Raw genomic sequence first — 16,067 nt, 5'->3', positions numbered from 1 at the left:
GAGCGGAGCACGCAGCGTGAGCGGTCGCTACTCGGAGCACGACCACGAGCACTACGAGCGGCCGCGGCGCCACACCCGGCCGCGCACCAAGGACCGGCCGACCTACGACGACGCCGTCGACGGCGTGGTCGTCACCGTCGACCGCGGCCGCTTCACCCTGCTGATCGACGGCACCACCGTGATGGCCATGAAGGCCCGGCCGCTGGGCCGCAAGGGCGTGGTCGTCGGGGACCGGGTCCGGGTCGTGGGCGACACGTCGGGCGCCGAGGGCTCCCTGGCGCGGATCGTCGAGGTCACTCCCCGCACGACCACCCTGCGGCGTACGGCGGACGACGACGACCCGGTCGAGCGGGTGATCGTCTCCAACGCCGAGCAGCTGGTCGTCGTGACCGCCCTGGCCGACCCGGATCCCCAGCCGCGGCTGATCGACCGGGCGCTGGTGGCGGCGTACGTCGCGGGCATGCAGCCGCTGCTGTGCCTGACCAAGTCCGACCTGGCCGATCCCGAGACCCTGCTCTCGACCTACCGCTCCCTGGGCGTGCCGTGGGTCGTCACCCGACGCGGCGGCGACCTGTCCGAGGTGCGCGAGCTGCTCCGGGGCCGCACCAGCGTGCTCGTGGGGTCCAGCGGCGTCGGCAAGTCGACGCTGGTCAACGCGCTCGTGCCCACCGCGCACCGCGACGTCGGCATCGTCAACGCCGTGACCGGTCGTGGCCGGCACACGTCGACGTCGGCGTTCATGCTCGCGCTGCCGGGCCCGAGCTCGAGCCCGGACGGCTGGATCATCGACACCCCCGGCATCCGCTCCTTCGGCCTGGCGCACGTGCAGCCCGAGGACCTGATCGGGGCGTTCCCCGACCTCGACGAGATGACCGAGGAGTGCCCGCGCGGCTGCACGCACGGCACCGACGAGCCGGAGTGCGGGCTCGACGACGCCATCGAGGCCGGGCACGCCGACCCCGAGCGGGTCGCGTCGTTCCGGCGGCTGCTCGCCGCGCGGAGCGAGCCGGCGTACTGAGGCCTACTTGCCCCAGACCGAGCGCGCCCCCGCGTCACCGGTCAGCACGACGAGGACCAGCACCGTGCCGGCGGCGACGAGGAGCAGGCCGTGGAGCAGCAGTCGCAGGGCACCCGTGCGCGCGTGCAGCCAACCCGTCACGATGGCGAGGACGCCGAACGGCAGGGTGACGTAGAACAGCACGGTGGCCCGGGTCTTGTGCGTCTGGAGGCTGGGCAGCTGATGGAGGTCGGGCCTGCTGTTGTAGAAGCTCAGGCCGGTGACGTAGGCGGCCACGACCGAGCCGGTCGCCACCGCGGCGAGCACGATCATCGGCCAGCGGAGCTGGTCGCGCCGGGCCGGCAGCACGACGTACGCGAGAGCGGCGAGCGCTCCCAGCGGACCGAACACCACAGCCGCATGCACCACGAGTGGGTGCAGCGGAAGACCGGCGATCTCCATGGTTGAACGTTAACGCAGAACCCGGGGCATAGCCTGTGCCCATGCCGACCCCGGGTGCCACCGACTTCACCGACGACCTGCGCCTCGCGCACGTCCTGGCCGACGACGCCGACTCCATCACCACCGACCGCTTCAAGGCGCTCGACCTGCACGTGATGAGCAAGCCCGACCTGACGCCGGTCACCGATGCCGACCAGGCCGTCGAGGAGAGCATCCGGCGCACGCTGTCACGGGTCCGCTCCCGCGACGCCGTGACCGGCGAGGAGCAGGGCACGACCGGCAACAGCCAGCGCCGCTGGGTGGTCGACCCGATCGACGGCACCAAGAACTTCGTCCGCGGCGTCCCGGTGTGGGCGACGCTCATCTCGCTGGTCGTCGACGACGAGGTCGTCCTCGGCGTGGTCTCCGCGCCGCAGCTGCAGCGACGCTGGTGGGCGTCCCGCGGCAACGGGGCCTGGACCGGCCGGTCCCTGCTCAAGGCGACCCGCTGCCAGGTGAGCGACGTACGCCGCCTCGAGGACGCGTCGCTGTCCTACGCCTCCCTGCACGGCTGGGACGAGCGCGGCCGCCTCGACGACTTCCTCTCCCTGACCCGGCGCTGCTGGCGCACCCGCGCCTACGGCGACTTCTGGTCCTACATGCTGCTCGCCGAGGGTGCGGTGGACATCGCCGCCGAGCCCGAGCTCGAGGTCTACGACATGGCGGCGCTCGACGTGATCGTGCGCGAGGCCGGCGGCCGGTTCACCTCGCTGCAGGGCACCGACGGGCCCTTCGGCGGCAACGCGCTGGCCACCAACGGACACCTGCACGAGGCGGCGCTGTCCTTCCTCGGCTCGATGCCCGACGACACCGACGACCCCGACTGGCGGCGCAGCGGACCGGGCTCGGTCAGCGAGCTGCGGGCCCGCCGGCCGCGGACGGACGAGGAGTGATCACAGCGGATCCCATCGGACCCGCGTGTATCTGTACGGAGCCGCCGCGACGCGGGTAACTTCGAAGGTGGAACGATCGGACCCTCGAAAGGTGCAGCCATGCGCATCGCGGACGTACTCAAGGCCAAGTCCTCCCAGGACGTCGTCACGATCACTCCGGAGGCGGGGGTGCGCGAGCTCATCGCGCTGCTCGCCGAGCACAACGTGGGCGCCCTGATCGTCAGCTCCGACGGCACGACCGTCCACGGCATCGTCAGCGAGCGCGACGTGGTCCGCCAGCTCCACCAGAACGGCACCGTCCTCAACGACAGCGTCGCGACGATCATGACCGCGGACGTCGAGACCTGCGACGAGACCACCCACGTCGACGACCTGATGAAGATCATGACCGAGCGTCGGATCCGTCACGTGCCCGTCGTCAGTGGCGACCGCCTGGTCGGGATCATCTCGATCGGCGACGTCGTCAAGCACCGCATCGACCAGCTCGAGTTCGAGCGCGACCAGCTCGACCACTACGTGCACCAGAGCTGAGCAAGGCTAGTCGCGGGGCTCGCTCTCGGCGAGGACGAGGGCCAGGTCGTCACCCATGACCCGGCCGCCGAAGTCGAGCAGGTGCTCCACCAGGCGGTCCAGTGCCTCCTCGACGGTGCCCTCGGCCAGCTCGGCCGAGAAGTCGTCGAGCGGGAAGAAGGTCCCGCGCTTGTCGCGCGCCTCGATGAGGCCGTCGGTGTAGAAGAGGATCCGGGCCCCCACCGGCCAGGCGTGGTGCGACAGCTCCGGCTCGGAGCCGAGCCCCAGCGGCAGGGTCGGCTCTCCGGTGTCGACGGTGCTGACCGTGGCGGTGGGGTCGGGCAGCACCAGCAGCGGCGGGTGGTGGCCGCAGTTGGCCAGGCTCACCATGTCCCCGTGGAACTCCCCCACGATGGCGGTCACGAACTCCTCGTCGCCCACCATCCGCGCCAGGGTCACGTCGATGGCACGGGCCAGCGTGGCCGGATCGGGCTCGGTGAACTCAGCGGCCCGGAAGGCACCGAGGACCGCCGCCGCCGTCTGCACGGCCTCCAGTCCCTTGCCGCGCACGTCGCCCACGATCACGCGGACGCCGAACGGGGTGGCCGCTACCTCGTAGAGGTCACCCCCCACCAGGGCCTCGGCCGAGGCCGAGACGTAGCGCGCGGCCAGGCCCACGGAGCCGATCGCGGTCGGCATCGCCCGGAGCACCGCCCGCTGGGCGGTCTCGGCGATGATCGTCATCCGCTGGAGCCGGGACTCGCGACGGTCGCGGAGCACGGCGGCCTGGACGGCCACGCCTCCCGTGATCAGCGTGACCCCGCACCGAAGGCTCCAGTCCAGCGTCCCGAACGTGTCGAAGCGGAAGCCGCTCACGAAGGCCGCGACGAGGGCCAGGACCGCGACGAGCCCGGTCCGCCGGACCGTGGTCAGGAGGCTGGCGACGATCGCCGTCCCGCCGAACCCCGCCGAGAGCTGGATCCCGGAGAGGAAGGACACCGCGACCGTTGCCGCGAGTGCACCGAGCCCGATCACGAGCCCCATGTCCAGGGGCGCCCGACCGGCGCGGCGAGTGGTCACCGGCCCATGGTGGCACCCGCGGGCGCCGTACCGCGGTCGAATCGCGCGGCACCGGCTCGTTAGGGTGAGGGCCATGGACAAGCCTGAGATCGACTTCTTCGACCCCGAGCCGCCGACCGACCTGGTGGTCACCGACATCACCGAGGGCGACGGCGCCGAGGCCAGCGCCGGACAGACCGTCTCGGTGCACTACGTGGGCGTGGCCCACTCCACCGGCGAGGAGTTCGACGCGTCGTACAACCGCGGCACCCCGCTGCAGTTCCGCCTCGGCATCGGCCAGGTCATCTCGGGCTGGGACCAGGGTGTGCAGGGCATGAAGGTCGGCGGCCGCCGCCAGCTCGTGATCCCGCCGCACCTGGGCTACGGCGACCGCGGAGCCGGTGGCGTCATCAAGCCCGGGGAGACGCTGATCTTCGTGGTGGACCTGCTCGGCGTCAGCTGACCCGGGGCCTCACCAGGGCAGGTCGTCGCCCGCGTCCTCGTCGGAGACGCGGGCCGACTGCCCGCCCAGGGTGACCACGTCACCCACGACCAACTGGCGGCCGCGGCGGGTCTCGACCTCGCCGTTGACCTGGACCGCGCCGTCCTGGATGACCGGCTTGGCCTCGGCCCCGCTCTCCACGAGGTTGGCCAGCTTGAGGAACTGCCCCAGCCGGATCGACTCGTCGCGGATCGGCACGTCCATGACATTCGGGGGTTCGCTCACGGGCATCAGTGAATCACCACGCTGGCGGCGTGGATCACCACACCCACCAGGCCGCCGACGATGGTGCCGTTGATCCGGATGAACTGCAGGTCACGGCCCACGTGCAGCTCGATGCGCTGGGCGGCCTCCTTGCCGTCCCACCGCTCGATCGTGTGGGTGATGACGGCGGTCAGCTCCTTGCCGTAGCGCTCGACGGCGAACACCGCGGCGTCGGCGGCCAGGCCGTCGAGGCGCGCGCGCAGCTCGGGCTCGGCGCCCAGCCGCTCGGCGAAGCGGCAGACCTCGGTCAGCATCCGGCGGCGCACGGCGCCCCCGGGGTCGGTGAGCGAGCCCTGGAGGGCCCGGCGCAGCGCGTTCCACAGCGAGATCGCGGACGCGATGACGCTCGGGTGCTCGAGCAGGCGGTCCTTCAGCGCCTCGGCGCGGCCCTGGGTCTCGGGGTCGTGGAGCAGGTCATCGGCGAGCTGGTGCACATAGGTGTCCAGTGCGTGCCGGGCGCGGTGGTGCGGGTCGTCGCGGATGTCGGAGACCCAGCGCAGCAGCTCGACGTGGATGCGCGAGGTGACGACGTCGTTGAGGCGGGGCGGGGTCCACCACGGGGCCCGCTCCCCCAGCACGTCGGCGACGGTGTCGGGATTCTCGATCAGCCAGTCGTGCAGCTCGGCGAGCGCGAGGTCGACGACCCCGTGGTGCAGGTCGTCGCGGACGATCTCGGTCAGCAGCCCACCCAGCAACGGCGCGATCGGCTCCTCCCGGAAGCGCGGCACCAGCGCCTCGGTGACCAGGTCGGCGACGTGCTCGTCGCGCACCTTGCCGAGCGCGATCGAGGCCACGTCGGAGACCTCGTCGACCACCCGGCGGGCGTTGGCGGGGTCCTCCAGCCAGGTCCCGAGCCGGCGGGCGATCGTGGCAGCGGCGATCCGGTCGCGGATGATCGCCTCCTGGAGGAAGTTCTCCCCCACGAAGTCCTGCAGGCCGCGGCCGAGCTCGTCCTTGCGCCGCGGGATCAGCGCGGTGTGCGGGATCGGCAGCCCGAGCGGGTGCTTGAACAGGGCCGTCACCGCGAACCAGTCGGCGATCGCACCGACCATCGACGCCTCCGCGCCGGAGTTCACGTAGCCCAGGAAGCCGTCCTGCCCGAGGGTGGCGACGTACACGACCGCGGCGAAGCCGAGCAGCGAGACCGCGAGCGTGCGCATCCGGCGCAGGCCGCGCCGACGCGCCTCGTCGGCCTCCGGTGCGGGCGTGATCAGGGGGGTGCTGCTCGTGGGTGCCGTCTGGGTGCTCATCGCGGCCATCCTCGCGCATGCGTGGTCGGCCGCTGCTGAGCGCGGGCTCGGGTGAACAGCGGGTGACGTGCCAGAATCTCCCGCATGTCGCGCACCGTCATCACCTTCGGCACGTTCGACGTCTTCCACGTCGGCCACCTCCGGGTGATCGAGCGTGCCGCCGCCCTGGGCGACCGGCTCGTCGTCGGCGTCTCGGCCGACGAGCTCAACCTGCGCAAGAAGGGCCGCGAGCCGGTCTTCAGCCAGGGCGAGCGACTGGCCATCGTGGCCGCCCTCAAGGCCGTCGACGAGGTCTTCGTCGAGGAGAGCCTGGAGCTCAAGCGCGACTACATCCAGAAGTACGCCGCCGACGTGCTCGTCATGGGCGACGACTGGAAGGGCCGCTTCGACGAGTTCGGCGACATCTGTGAGGTCGTCTACCTGACCCGCACGCCCGCGATCTCCACGACCGCGCTGATCGAGAAGATCTCCGCCACCAGCTGACCCGCCGGCGGGAGGCGCGGAAACCCCTGTCCCTGCAGCGGTTTAGGGTGAACGACGATCCGGGAAGTCTGGATCCCAGCGGCGCCGTCGGGTGTCGCCCCAACGACTCGGAACTCAGGGGGAAACACATGCGCCGTTCGATCGCCGCCGCCGTGGTGGCCATGGCCACGGCTCTGACCGTGCTGCCGGCGACCACGTCGTCCGCCATCGACGGGAAGCCGACGCCCGGCGCGCCGGCCGCGCCGTCGGCCCGCGTGCTCGCGGAGCAGCAGGCGACCCGGGCGCTCACGACGGCCCACGCCGTCCTCGCCGGCACGGCCGGTGCGAGCGCCGGCAAGCGTCCCGAGGGGACGCTGGCGATGCGCGACCTGTTCACCGCACTGCCCGACCTCGACGCCTCGCAGCAGAAGCAGGCGCACGCGGTGCTGGCACGTCCCACCGACGGAGCCGGTGACCCCTACGGCGACGGCTACACCGTGCCGGCCAAGCGCAAGTGCCAGGGCAACTTCTGCATCCACTGGGTGCCGACCACCAGTGACGCGCCGCCGAGTCAGGCCTGGGTCACCAGGAACCTCGCCATCATGAACAAGGTCTGGCACCACCACGTCACGAAGATGGGCTACCGCGCCCCGGTCCAGGACGGCAGCCGCGGCGGCAACAAGAAGTTCGACGTCTACCTCAAGGACGTCGGCGCCAAGTCGCTCTACGGCTACTGCGCCCCCGAGAAGCGCAAGCCCGGCACCAAGTGGCTCGCCTCCGGCTTCTGCGTCCTCGACAACGACTTCTCGCAGAGCCAGTTCGGCGCCCCGCCGATCAACAGCCTCAAGGTGACCGCCGCCCACGAGTTCTTCCACGCGGTCCAGTTCGCCTACGACTACGGCGAGGACTCCTGGTTCATGGAGGCGACCGCCACCTGGATGGAGGAGCGCTTCGCGGACGACGTCAACGACAACCGCCAGTACCTCCCCTACGGCCAGGTCAAGCTCGCCGGCTCGCAGCTGGACTTCTTCAACCAGGACGGCTTCAACCAGTACGGCAACTGGCCGTTCTTCGAGTACCTCTCGACCCACTACGGCAACGGCGTGGTCCGCACGATCTGGAACCGGGCCGGCGCCTTCAAGGGTGCTCCCGACCTCTACTCCACCAAGGCGATCCGCTCGGTCCTGGGCAGCCACGGCGGCTTCCCGAAGGTGTTCCGCAGCTACGCGGCCGGCAACACCGTGCCGGCGCGCACCTACCCCGAGGGCAAGGCCTGGCCGCACGCGGTCATCGCCCAGCGCTGGAAGCTGTCCAAGGACAGCCGCAACCGCCACCACGCCTTCACGGTGGACCACATGGCCTCGGCCAACGCGCTCCTCAAGCCCGACGCCAGCCTGTCGGGCCCGCGCTGGATGGCTCGGATCACGATCGACGCGCCCGGTCACAAGAGCTCGCCGGGGATCGTCGTGATCATCAAGAAGAAGAGCGGGACCATCAAGAGGTCGGTTCACCTGACCCGCGGCGGCTACGGCAAGGTCAAGGTCCCGTTCAGCAGCGGCGGGGTGCGGAGCGTGACGGTCACGATGGCCAACGCCTCGACCCGCTTCCAGTGCTGGCACCGCACCGCCTACTCCTGCCAGGGCAAGCCGGTCGACAACAACAAGCAGTTCACCCTCAAGGTCTCCGCCTTCAAGCGCTGACCCGCCGGAGGCATTGGCCCAACGAATCGGCGCCCGATTGGCACTTCAAGAGTGCCGATCGGGCGCCGTACGTTTGCCCGGTGACGATCAGCCAGGCTCCCCCAGCGGGGCTCAACGTGCCGCAGGGCGCGGCCCTCACCGTCGGCGCAGTGCTCGGCACCGGCGTCATCTCGTTGCCCGCCCTGGCCGCGCGCGAGGCCGGCCCGGCCTCGCTCCTGGCGTGGCTCGCCCTCGTGCTCCTCTCCGTCCCGCTGGCCGCCACGTTCGCCGCGCTCGGCGCCCGGCACCCCGACGGCGGCGGCGTCTCGACCTACGCCCGGCGCGCCTTCGGCACCCGGGCCGCAACGGTCGTCGGCTGGTGCTTCTACTTCGCGATCCCGATCGGGGCTCCGCCCGCGGCCGGCTTCGCCGGCGCCTACGTGGCGGACACCGTCGGGGGCGGCCGCCACACCCAGCTGCTCACGGCCGGCCTGCTCATCGTGGTCGTCGCCGCCATGAACTGGTACGGCGTGCGCGTGTCCGGCCGGGCCCAGCTCGCGATTGCCGCCGTGCTGGGCGCACTCCTGCTCGTGGCCACCGCCGTCTCGCTCCCCCACGCCACGCTCGCCCACCTGACGCCGTTCGCGCCGCACGGCTGGCTCGCCGTCGGGTCGGCGGCAGCCCTGCTCGTGTGGGCGTTCGCCGGCTGGGAGGCCGTGACGTCGCTGTCCGCGGACTACCGCGACCCCGCGCGGGACATCACCCGCGCCACCGGCGTCGCCGTCACGGTCGTGGCGGTGATGTACCTCGGGATCGCCGTCGCGACCGTGGCCGTCCTCGGCGACGGCGCCAGCAAGGCCCCGCTGTCGGACCTGCTCGTCCTCGGCTTCGGCGAGATCGCCCGTCCGGTCACGACCCTGGTGGCCGTCCTGCTGTCGGTGGGCGCGATGAACGCCTACTTCGCCGGCGGTGCGCGTCTCGGCGCAGCCCTGGGCCGCGACGGCGCCCTGCCGCTGTGGTTCGCCCGCGGCTCGCTCGCCGGCGAGGTCCCGCGCCGCTCCCTGATGGTGGTGACCGGATACTCCCTGGGCTGCCTGCTCGTGGTGGCCGCCACCGGCCTCCCGCTGGAGTCCTCGCTGCTGCTCGTCACCGGCGCGTTCACGCTGGTCTACGTCGTCGGCACGGCCGCCGCGATCCGGCTGCTCCCGCGGGGCACGTGGGTGTGGCGCGGCGCCGTGGTGTCGTTCGTCTCCACGCTGGGGCTGCTCGCCCTCACCGGGACCCACCTCCTCGCGGCCGGCCTGATCTCGCTGGGCGCGCTGGCGTGGACGGTCAGGACACGAGGTCGCTCATCGGGTCGCGTGGTGACTCCGCCGGCGACCATCCCGGGTGCCTGACGACGTAGCCCCACCGGTCCCGCCACCGGGTCGCGCGACGGACGTCGCGAGCGATGGCGGCGAACTCGTGGAAGGCCACCCGGGCCGGGTTGAAGGTGCGGATGTTGGTGGTCAGGCCGTAGACGACGCGCTCGCCCTCGGGCTCGAAGGTGCCGAAGACCCGGTCCCAGACGATCAGGATGCCGCCGTAGTTGCGGTCCAGGTAGGCCGCCTGCGAGCCGTGGTGGACCCGGTGGTGCGACGGGGTGTTGAGCACCAGCTCGAGCGGCGCCCACAGCCGGTGCACACGCTCGGTGTGCAGGAAGAACTGGTAGAGGAGGCTGACCGACTGCTGGAGCAGGATCATCCAGGGCGCGAAGCCGGCCAGCGCCAGCGGCAGCCAGAAGACCACCGAGGAGAAGGGCGTCCACGGCTGTCGCAGGGCCGTGGAGAGGTTGTAGAACTCGCTCGAGTGGTGCACCACGTGGCTGGCCCAGAAGACGCGGATCGTGTGGTGGGTGCGGTGGTACCAGTAGTAGGCGAGGTCGTCGGCCAGGAACAGCGCCACCCAGGTGAGCGGGTTGTCGGCAGGCAGGTGGACGGGGGCGAGGAGGTACGTCGCGGCGTACGCCGCCAGGACGACGAGCTTCCATCCCGCGTTGACCACCACGTTGCCCAGCCCCATCGACAGGCTGGTCATCGAGTCGCGGCGCTCGTAGCCGATGCCGTCGTCGTCGGGCAGGAAGTGGAACGACAGCGCCTCGAGCACCAGGCAGACCACGAAGACCGGGATGGCGTGCAGGATCAGGTCGAACACGGCGGCGTCCTCACGAGTGGCGTCGACGGATGGGCTCAGCGGGCGCCCATCAGCCTAGCCAGCGCCAGCAGCCCCGGGGTGACCGTCCGCGTCTCGGCCGCGCCGTAGCCCAGCACCAGCCCGGAGGGACCACACCCGTCGTGACCGTAGGCCGAGAGCGCCTCGACCGCGACCCCCTCCGCCGCCGCCTCGGCGACGAGCGCGACGTCGTCGACGGTCGGGTCGCGGAACAGCGCGGCGACGTGCAGGCCCGCTGCGGAGGGGACCACCTCGAGGTGGTCGGCGAGGTGCGTCGCCAGCCCCTCGAGGACGAGGTCGCGGCGCTCGGCGTACACCGCCCGGGCCCGCCGGAGGTGGCGGGCCAGCATGCCGTCGGAGATGAATCGGGCGAGGGCGGCCTGCTCGGGCAGCGAGCCGTAGCCGTCCGCGAGCTGACGGGCACCGCGCAGCGCCTCCCGCAGGGTCGGCGGAGCGACCAGGTAGCCCGCCCTCAGGGCCGGGACGAGCGACTTGGAGAACGTGCCCACGTAGATCACGTGCCCCGACTGGTCCAGGGCGTGCAGCGTCTCCATCGGCCGCTCGGTGAAGCGGAACTCGCTGTCGTAGTCGTCCTCGACGACCGCCGTGCGGTGCCGGGCCGCGAACTCCAGCAGCGCCTGCCTCCGCTCCTGCGCGAGCGGTGAGCCCAGCGGGAACTGGTGGGACGGCGTCGTGAACACCAGCCGCACCCGACCGGGGAGCTCGTCGACGACCAGGCCGTGCGCATCGACCGGCACCGGGACGACACGCGCACCGTGGGAGGCGAACAGGTCGCGCGCGAAGGGGTAGCCGGGGTCCTCGACCGCGACCACGTCCCCGGGCTCGACGAGCACCCGCGCGACCAGATCGAGCGCCTGCTGGGTGCCGTGGGTGACCAGGACGTCCTCCGGGTCGGCCGCGACGCCGCGCGAGATCGCGAGGTAGCGGCTGATGGCGGCCCGGAGCGCGGGGTGCCCCGCGGGCTCGGCGTAGGTGCCGGGATGGTGGGCGCCGGCCCGCAGCTCGCCGGCGACCAGCTTGCGCCAGGTGTCGAAGGGGAACAGCGAGGCGTCGGGGATGCCGACCCGGAAGTCGTGCGGGGGCCGGGGGGCCTGCCCGCTGACGGCGTACGGCGTGAAGGTCCACCCGCGTCGCGGGGCGAGCGCCGCACCCTTGGGGTTGCTCGGGACCGCCGCCGCCAGGGCGGTCACGTAGGTGCCGTCGCCGACGTGGGAGGAGAGGAACCCCTCGGCCACGAGCGACTCGTAGGCCGCCGCGACGGTGTTGCGGGAGACGCCGAGGTCGCGCGCGAGCGTGCGGGTGGGCGGCAACCGGTCGCCGGCGCCCAGCCGGCCGCTCCGGATCGCGTCGAGCAGGGCCCGGTAGATGGCCGTCGCCCGGTCACCTCGCGCGCTCAGGTCGACCGCGAGATCCATGTCCCCAATGTCCCACGCCCACACCGTCGGTGGGATGCCCGATGTCGGTGGAGCCTGACACCCTCACCGCATGCGAGGTGGGTACGGCAGCAGCGGTCACGGGTCCCTCCACGACCGCATCCACGGGCCCACCCCCGCCACACCACCCACGACACCACCGTCGCCCGCGCGGCACTGCCTCGTGGACGGGGCGCCCTCCCTGCTCGTCGAGTGGCGACAGGGCGAGCGGGCCTGGGAGGGCCGGGTGGTCTCGGTGCTGTGGCTCGACGGCCAGGGCTGGGCGACCGTCGAGCGCTGGCTGCCCGCGTCGGCGATCACCCGCCCGGGGTGACCGGCCCCACCTTGGCACGTGAGGTTAGGCGAGCCTAAACTAACTGCCGTGAGCCTTTCCTCGACGCTGCTGCTCGGCTTCCTCGCCGGCGCGACCATCCTCCTCGGCCTGCCCGTGGGTCGCCTCCGCAAGCCCGCACCCTCGCTGCGACTGCTGCTCAACGCGGCCGCGGTGGGCGTCCTGCTCTTCCTCGTCTGGGACGTCCTCTCCGCCGCCTGGGAGCCGATCGACGTCGCCCTGGGCTCGTTCCACGAGGGGGACGGTGGCCTCGCCTCCGCGTTCGGCTACGGCGCCCTCTTCGTCGGCGGCCTCGCCGTCGGCCTCGTGTCGCTGGTCTTCTACGAGTCGTGGATGGCCCGCCAGGTCCGGGCCACGCCGGCCGGCGCGCCCCGCCACGAGGGTCCCGGCGCCATGTCGCTGGGCGAGGTGAGCCCGCCGCGCGGCATCGCCTCGTGGTCGGCCGCGCGCCGCCTGTCCCTGCTGATCGCCGTCGGCATCGGCCTGCACAACTTCGCCGAGGGCCTGGCCATCGGCCAGTCCGCGGCGTCCGGCGAGATCGGCCTCGCCGTGATGCTGGTGATCGGCTTCGGCCTCCACAACGCCACCGAGGGCTTCGGCATCGTCGCGCCGCTCGCCGCCGACGTCGACCACGACGGCACCACCCGCCGCCCCAGCTGGGGCTTCCTGCTCGCACTCGGCGCGATCGGCGGCGGCCCGACCTTCATCGGCACGTTGATCGGGCACGGCTTCACCAACGAGCCGGTCAGCGTCGCGTTCCTGACCCTGGCCGCCGGGTCGCTGATCTACGTGATCACCCAGCTGATCGGCGTCGCCGCCCGGTCCAAGCGCAGCGACCTGCTGGCCTACGGCCTGCTCCTCGGCCTGGTCGCCGGCTTCCTCACCGACGCGATCGTCACCGCCGCGGGCGTCTGACCCTTCAGTCGGGCCCTCAGTCGGGCCCTCAGTCGGGTCGCCCGGTCGGGTAGACCATCAGCCGGCCCAGCCCGACCGCCGTCGCGGCGATCACCAGCCCGGCGACGTCGTCGACGAAGTAGTGCCACCCGAGGTAGACCGTGGCGACCATGACCAGCACGAGGTAGACGCCCATCACGCGTGTGAGCCGCGCGAAGCCGTAGTGGCGCACCATCAGGAAGACCAGGCACGTGAAGGCGACGTGCAGGCTCGCGAAGGCGCCCAGGCTCACGAACGCGTCCGACGCCTGTGGGTGGGCCAGCATGTGGGCCCGCTCGGTGAGGTACTCCGCCTGGGTCGAGGTGATCGCCGTGTGCGGGAGCCCCGCGAAGTCGGGGGCGTCGGAGACGTAGGGACCCAGCGACGGCGCGAGGTAGTAGGACGCGACGCCGAGGATCCACACCCACATCGCCGCGACGAGGAAGACGTAGCCGTCGCGGAGCCGGTCGAGGAAGACCAGCGACGCGACCACGCTGAGCGGCACGAGGTAGGTGAAGGCCTTGTAGAAGACCATCAGGGCGTACGCCGCCCAGTGCTGGCCCAGCACGCTGTGCAGCAGCGCCCCGGGGTCGTGCCCGCCGAACAGGGCCCGGTCCAGCCGCAGGAGCTCGGTGTCCTTGAGGTCGCGGAAGGCGTTCCAGCTCTTCATGTTGCGGTAGCAGAGGTAGACCACGTGGTAGGCGACCAGGCCGCCCAGCGCGACCACCAGCCGCTCGCGCGGCCACCGCGCCCGCAGGGTCGCCAGGGTGTCGCGGAAGCGCTGGCCGGCGGGTGCGCGCAGGGCTGCGTCGGCGACGGCGAGCAGCCCGAAGAGCACCACCGCGCTCGGCAGCCGGCGCAGGAACATCGCGCCGCCGGGGTCGCGCACCGGGACGCCGACGTGGTGCGACCAGTAGGCCGTGACCAGCGCGAAGACCACGACGACGGCACCGACGCCGATCAGCCAGCGACCGCGCCCCGCGTCGGCGGGCACTCCCGTCGGGGTCCGTCTGCGCGTGACCGGCGGTGGCGCCGTGAGCTCCATGTTCGCGTCCTCGTGTTCCCTCCGCACGGCCGTTGTGGCCCGGCGGAGGGATGCTATCAACGCGCGCAGTGGGTGTTGGGCTCCTCCGGGTGACAGCATGGGGTGGACAAAGGGGTGCACAGTGAGCGTGACCGACCGCGTGAGGGTCGAGCAGCCGGCCGTGCCGCGTCGGCCGACGCGGTTCACGCCGGGCGACCTGTCGCGCCACCCTGTCGCCGTCGCCACCGCCTTCGCCGCGCTCCTGCACGTCCTCTGGTGGTGGCTGCTCGCCTCCAGCGGCGGCGACATCGCCGCCCAGGACGCCTGGGCGGAGTTCGCCAGGGCGCACCCGGGGAGCGCCTACAACCTCGCGTGGTACGGCGGCATGCACCCGGTCAACTACAGCATCCTGGCCCCCTACGTCATGGGTGCACTGGGCGTGCGCACCACGATGATGCTCGCCGGCACCGTCTCGGCCGGGCTGCTCGCCCTCGTGCTGACCCGCAGCAAGGCGCTCGACAAGCCGCTCTGGCCCGCGCTCTACGGCGCGCTCGCGCTCGCCGGCAACGCGGTGTCGGGGCGGGTGACCTTCGGGCTCGGCATGATGTTCGCACTGGCGGCGGTCTCGGTGATCTACGGCTGGCCCACCCACTGGCGCTCCCCCGAGCGGCGGCACCGCTGGCCGCGCGCCATCCTGGCCGCGGTGTTCTCCGCCGCCGCCACCGCCTCGAGCCCCGTGGCCGGCCTCTTCCTCGGCGTCATCGCGGCCGCGCTCTGGCTGCAGCGGCGGCGCAACGCCGCCTACGCCGTGGGTCTGCCTCCGGTCGTCGTCGTGGCGCTCTCGGCCTGGCTCTTCCCCTTCTCGGGTCACCAGCCGATGCCCCTCGCTTCGGTGATCCTGCCCGTCGTGACGGCGGTCGCCGTCGTCGTGCTCGCGCCGCGCACGTGGCGGTCCATCCGGGTCGGAGCCGTCCTGTACGTCGCCGGCGTGCTCGCCGCCTGGGTGATCCCCTCCCAGGTCGGCACCAACGTCACCCGGCTCGGGCTGCTGTTCGGCGGCGTCGTGCTGGTGGCCATCGCCGCGCGCGCCGCCTCGGCGGGACCGCTCGGCCACGGCTGGGGCCCGGTGGGCAACCGGCGCGCGGTCGTCGCCCTGGTCCTCGCGATCGTGACGGCCTCCATCTGGCAGGTCGCCACGGCCGCCCGCGACGTCGTCGGCGGCCGCCCCGATGCCGCGTGGTCGGTCGACCTGCGGCCGCTGGTCCACCAGCTCCAGGCCCGCGGGGCCAACGAGGCGCGGGTCGAGGTCGTCCCGGCCAAGAGCCACCGCGAGGCGTCGGCCCTGGCGCCCTACGTCAACCTGGCCCGCGGCTGGAACCGGCAGGCCGACGCCGAGCGCAACCCGATCTTCTACGACGACGAGCTGCTCACGCCGGCGTCGTACCGCGCCTGGCTCGACCGCTGGGCGGTCAGCTACGTGGTGCTCTCCAAGAGCACGCCGGACGCGGCCGCCCGGGCCGAGAACGACCTCGTGGCGGGCGGGCTCGGCTACCTGCACGCCGTCTGGTCCGACACCAACTGGACCCTCTTCGAGGTCGAGGCCCCGCGCCCACTGGCCGACGCGCCGGCCGTGGTGACCAGCTTCGACGCCACCGAGCTGGTGCTCAACATGCCGACGCCGGGGCGGGTGCTCGTCCGCATCCCCGCGTCGCCGTGGCTGAGCCTGCTCGACGCCGAGGGCGACCCGATCCCGCCCCCGTCGAGCGACCCCGACTCCCCCGACGCGGCGCCGGTCAACGTCGAGGGATGCCTCAGCCACGAGGTGCAGCCGGTCACCGTCGAGGGCCAGACGCCCGACGACTGGACCGTGCTCTACGCCCCGCACGCGGGCACCTACCGGATCGCCGCGCCCTACCAGCTGCACCGCGGCACGGCCTGCCCGGACGAGATCACCGGCGAGGGTGGGACGGACTCCGACCAGGGGTAGTGGCTCCGTG

Annotated in this window: 17 protein-coding genes; 10 read left to right on the top strand and 7 right to left on the bottom strand. The window is 72.4% G+C overall.

Annotation, left to right across the window (positions count from 1 at the left end; all coding sequences use genetic code 11):
• Window positions 1-16: 16 nt before the first annotated feature.
• Window positions 17-1,018, top strand: coding sequence for a ribosome small subunit-dependent GTPase A (gene rsgA / locus FB382_RS04290; RefSeq protein ID WP_182537092.1), 1,002 nt, complete (start codon window positions 17-19; stop codon window positions 1,016-1,018).
• A 3-nt stretch (window positions 1,019-1,021) separates the two neighbouring features.
• Here the strand turns inward: rsgA and FB382_RS04285 are convergent, their stop codons facing one another.
• Complete coding sequence (locus tag FB382_RS04285; RefSeq protein ID WP_182537090.1) at window positions 1,022-1,459, bottom strand: DUF2231 domain-containing protein; 438 nt, start codon at window positions 1,457-1,459, stop codon at window positions 1,022-1,024.
• Window positions 1,460-1,500: 41 nt separating this feature from the next.
• On the opposite strand from FB382_RS04285, the gene hisN reads away from it, so the two are divergent.
• Window positions 1,501-2,391 carry a histidinol-phosphatase gene (gene hisN / locus FB382_RS04280; protein WP_182537089.1) on the top strand — a complete coding sequence of 297 codons (891 nt, stop codon included), beginning with the start codon at window positions 1,501-1,503 and terminating at the stop codon, window positions 2,389-2,391.
• A gap of 99 nt (window positions 2,392-2,490) precedes the next feature.
• Window positions 2,491-2,922, top strand: a complete 432-nt coding sequence (locus tag FB382_RS04275) for a CBS domain-containing protein (protein ID WP_182537087.1) — start codon at window positions 2,491-2,493, stop codon at window positions 2,920-2,922.
• Between the two features lie 6 nt (window positions 2,923-2,928).
• Here FB382_RS04275 and FB382_RS22775 read toward each other — a convergent pair whose 3' ends face one another.
• Window positions 2,929-3,981: a SpoIIE family protein phosphatase gene (locus FB382_RS22775; protein ID WP_182537085.1), complete on the bottom strand. Its 1,053-nt coding sequence runs from the start codon at window positions 3,979-3,981 to the stop codon at window positions 2,929-2,931.
• A gap of 73 nt (window positions 3,982-4,054) precedes the next feature.
• On the opposite strand from FB382_RS22775, the gene FB382_RS04265 reads away from it, so the two are divergent.
• Window positions 4,055-4,423: an FKBP-type peptidyl-prolyl cis-trans isomerase gene (locus FB382_RS04265; RefSeq protein ID WP_125035304.1), complete on the top strand. Its 369-nt coding sequence runs from the start codon at window positions 4,055-4,057 to the stop codon at window positions 4,421-4,423.
• Between the two features lie 9 nt (window positions 4,424-4,432).
• Here FB382_RS04265 and FB382_RS04260 read toward each other — a convergent pair whose 3' ends face one another.
• A complete protein-coding gene (locus FB382_RS04260) occupies window positions 4,433-4,693 on the bottom strand; it encodes an RNA-binding S4 domain-containing protein (protein ID WP_281379830.1) in 261 nt (86 codons plus the stop codon).
• Complete coding sequence (locus FB382_RS04255; RefSeq protein WP_182537083.1) at window positions 4,693-5,976, bottom strand: DUF445 domain-containing protein; 1,284 nt, start codon at window positions 5,974-5,976, stop codon at window positions 4,693-4,695. Before FB382_RS04255 ends, FB382_RS04260 begins: the two co-directional genes overlap by 1 nt.
• Before the next feature lie 84 nt (window positions 5,977-6,060).
• On the opposite strand from FB382_RS04255, the gene FB382_RS04250 reads away from it, so the two are divergent.
• From FB382_RS04250 to FB382_RS04240, 3 genes are all read left to right on the top strand, one after another.
• Window positions 6,061-6,459: an FAD synthase family protein gene (locus FB382_RS04250; protein ID WP_125035301.1), complete on the top strand. Its 399-nt coding sequence runs from the start codon at window positions 6,061-6,063 to the stop codon at window positions 6,457-6,459.
• 128 nt (window positions 6,460-6,587) lie between these two features.
• Window positions 6,588-8,138 carry an MXAN_6640 family putative metalloprotease gene (locus tag FB382_RS04245; RefSeq protein ID WP_182537081.1) on the top strand — a complete coding sequence of 517 codons (1,551 nt, stop codon included), beginning with the start codon at window positions 6,588-6,590 and terminating at the stop codon, window positions 8,136-8,138.
• A gap of 80 nt (window positions 8,139-8,218) precedes the next feature.
• A complete protein-coding gene (locus tag FB382_RS04240; protein ID WP_182537079.1) occupies window positions 8,219-9,514 on the top strand; it encodes an amino acid permease in 1,296 nt (431 codons plus the stop codon).
• Here FB382_RS04240 and FB382_RS04235 read toward each other — a convergent pair.
• Both FB382_RS04235 and pdxR read right to left on the bottom strand, forming a co-directional pair.
• A complete protein-coding gene (locus FB382_RS04235; protein WP_182537077.1) occupies window positions 9,450-10,310 on the bottom strand; it encodes a sterol desaturase family protein in 861 nt (286 codons plus the stop codon). The two genes, FB382_RS04240 and FB382_RS04235, sit on opposite strands and share 65 nt — an antisense overlap.
• Before the next feature lie 35 nt (window positions 10,311-10,345).
• Entirely contained in the window at window positions 10,346-11,764 is a 1,419-nt protein-coding gene (pdxR, locus tag FB382_RS04230) for a MocR-like pyridoxine biosynthesis transcription factor PdxR (protein ID WP_182537076.1), read from the bottom strand.
• Between the two features lie 70 nt (window positions 11,765-11,834).
• Between pdxR and FB382_RS04225 the strand changes: the two genes are divergently transcribed.
• Window positions 11,835-12,095: a hypothetical protein gene (locus FB382_RS04225; protein ID WP_182537073.1), complete on the top strand. Its 261-nt coding sequence runs from the start codon at window positions 11,835-11,837 to the stop codon at window positions 12,093-12,095.
• A 48-nt stretch (window positions 12,096-12,143) separates the two neighbouring features.
• Complete coding sequence (locus FB382_RS22770) at window positions 12,144-13,028, top strand: ZIP family metal transporter (protein WP_182537071.1); 885 nt, start codon at window positions 12,144-12,146, stop codon at window positions 13,026-13,028.
• A gap of 28 nt (window positions 13,029-13,056) precedes the next feature.
• Here FB382_RS22770 and FB382_RS04215 read toward each other — a convergent pair whose 3' ends face one another.
• Window positions 13,057-14,091 carry a phosphatase PAP2 family protein gene (locus FB382_RS04215; RefSeq protein ID WP_182537068.1) on the bottom strand — a complete coding sequence of 345 codons (1,035 nt, stop codon included), beginning with the start codon at window positions 14,089-14,091 and terminating at the stop codon, window positions 13,057-13,059.
• 121 nt (window positions 14,092-14,212) lie between these two features.
• Between FB382_RS04215 and FB382_RS04210 the strand changes: the two genes are divergently transcribed.
• Complete coding sequence (locus tag FB382_RS04210) at window positions 14,213-16,057, top strand: MFS transporter (protein ID WP_220481257.1); 1,845 nt, start codon at window positions 14,213-14,215, stop codon at window positions 16,055-16,057.
• The last annotated feature ends 10 nt before the right edge of the window (window positions 16,058-16,067 follow it).

The sequence above is a fragment of the Nocardioides ginsengisegetis genome, from assembly GCF_014138045.1.
GTDB classification, from domain to species: Bacteria; Actinomycetota; Actinomycetes; order Propionibacteriales; family Nocardioidaceae; genus Nocardioides; species Nocardioides ginsengisegetis.
The sequence above is the reverse complement of the archived record's forward strand: the minus strand, read 5'-3'. Positions and strand labels throughout refer to the sequence as shown.

What these genes read in the sequence shown, in the direction of transcription:
- FB382_RS04285 (WP_182537090.1), bottom strand. Translation starts at nt 1,459, where the DNA reads ATGGAGATCGCCGGTCTTCCGCTGCACCCACTCGTGGTGCATGCGGCT.
- hisN (WP_182537089.1), top strand. Translation starts at nt 1,501, where the DNA reads ATGCCGACCCCGGGTGCCACCGACTTCACCGACGACCTGCGCCTCGCG.
- FB382_RS04275 (WP_182537087.1), top strand. Translation starts at nt 2,491, where the DNA reads ATGCGCATCGCGGACGTACTCAAGGCCAAGTCCTCCCAGGACGTCGTC.
- FB382_RS04265 (WP_125035304.1), top strand. Translation starts at nt 4,055, where the DNA reads ATGGACAAGCCTGAGATCGACTTCTTCGACCCCGAGCCGCCGACCGAC.
- FB382_RS04260 (WP_281379830.1), bottom strand. Translation starts at nt 4,693, where the DNA reads ATGCCCGTGAGCGAACCCCCGAATGTCATGGACGTGCCGATCCGCGAC.
- FB382_RS04255 (WP_182537083.1), bottom strand. Translation starts at nt 5,976, where the DNA reads ATGAGCACCCAGACGGCACCCACGAGCAGCACCCCCCTGATCACGCCC.
- FB382_RS04250 (WP_125035301.1), top strand. Translation starts at nt 6,061, where the DNA reads ATGTCGCGCACCGTCATCACCTTCGGCACGTTCGACGTCTTCCACGTC.
- FB382_RS04245 (WP_182537081.1), top strand. Translation starts at nt 6,588, where the DNA reads ATGCGCCGTTCGATCGCCGCCGCCGTGGTGGCCATGGCCACGGCTCTG.
- pdxR (WP_182537076.1), bottom strand. Translation starts at nt 11,764, where the DNA reads ATGGATCTCGCGGTCGACCTGAGCGCGCGAGGTGACCGGGCGACGGCC.
- FB382_RS04225 (WP_182537073.1), top strand. Translation starts at nt 11,835, where the DNA reads ATGCGAGGTGGGTACGGCAGCAGCGGTCACGGGTCCCTCCACGACCGC.
- FB382_RS04215 (WP_182537068.1), bottom strand. Translation starts at nt 14,091, where the DNA reads ATGGAGCTCACGGCGCCACCGCCGGTCACGCGCAGACGGACCCCGACG.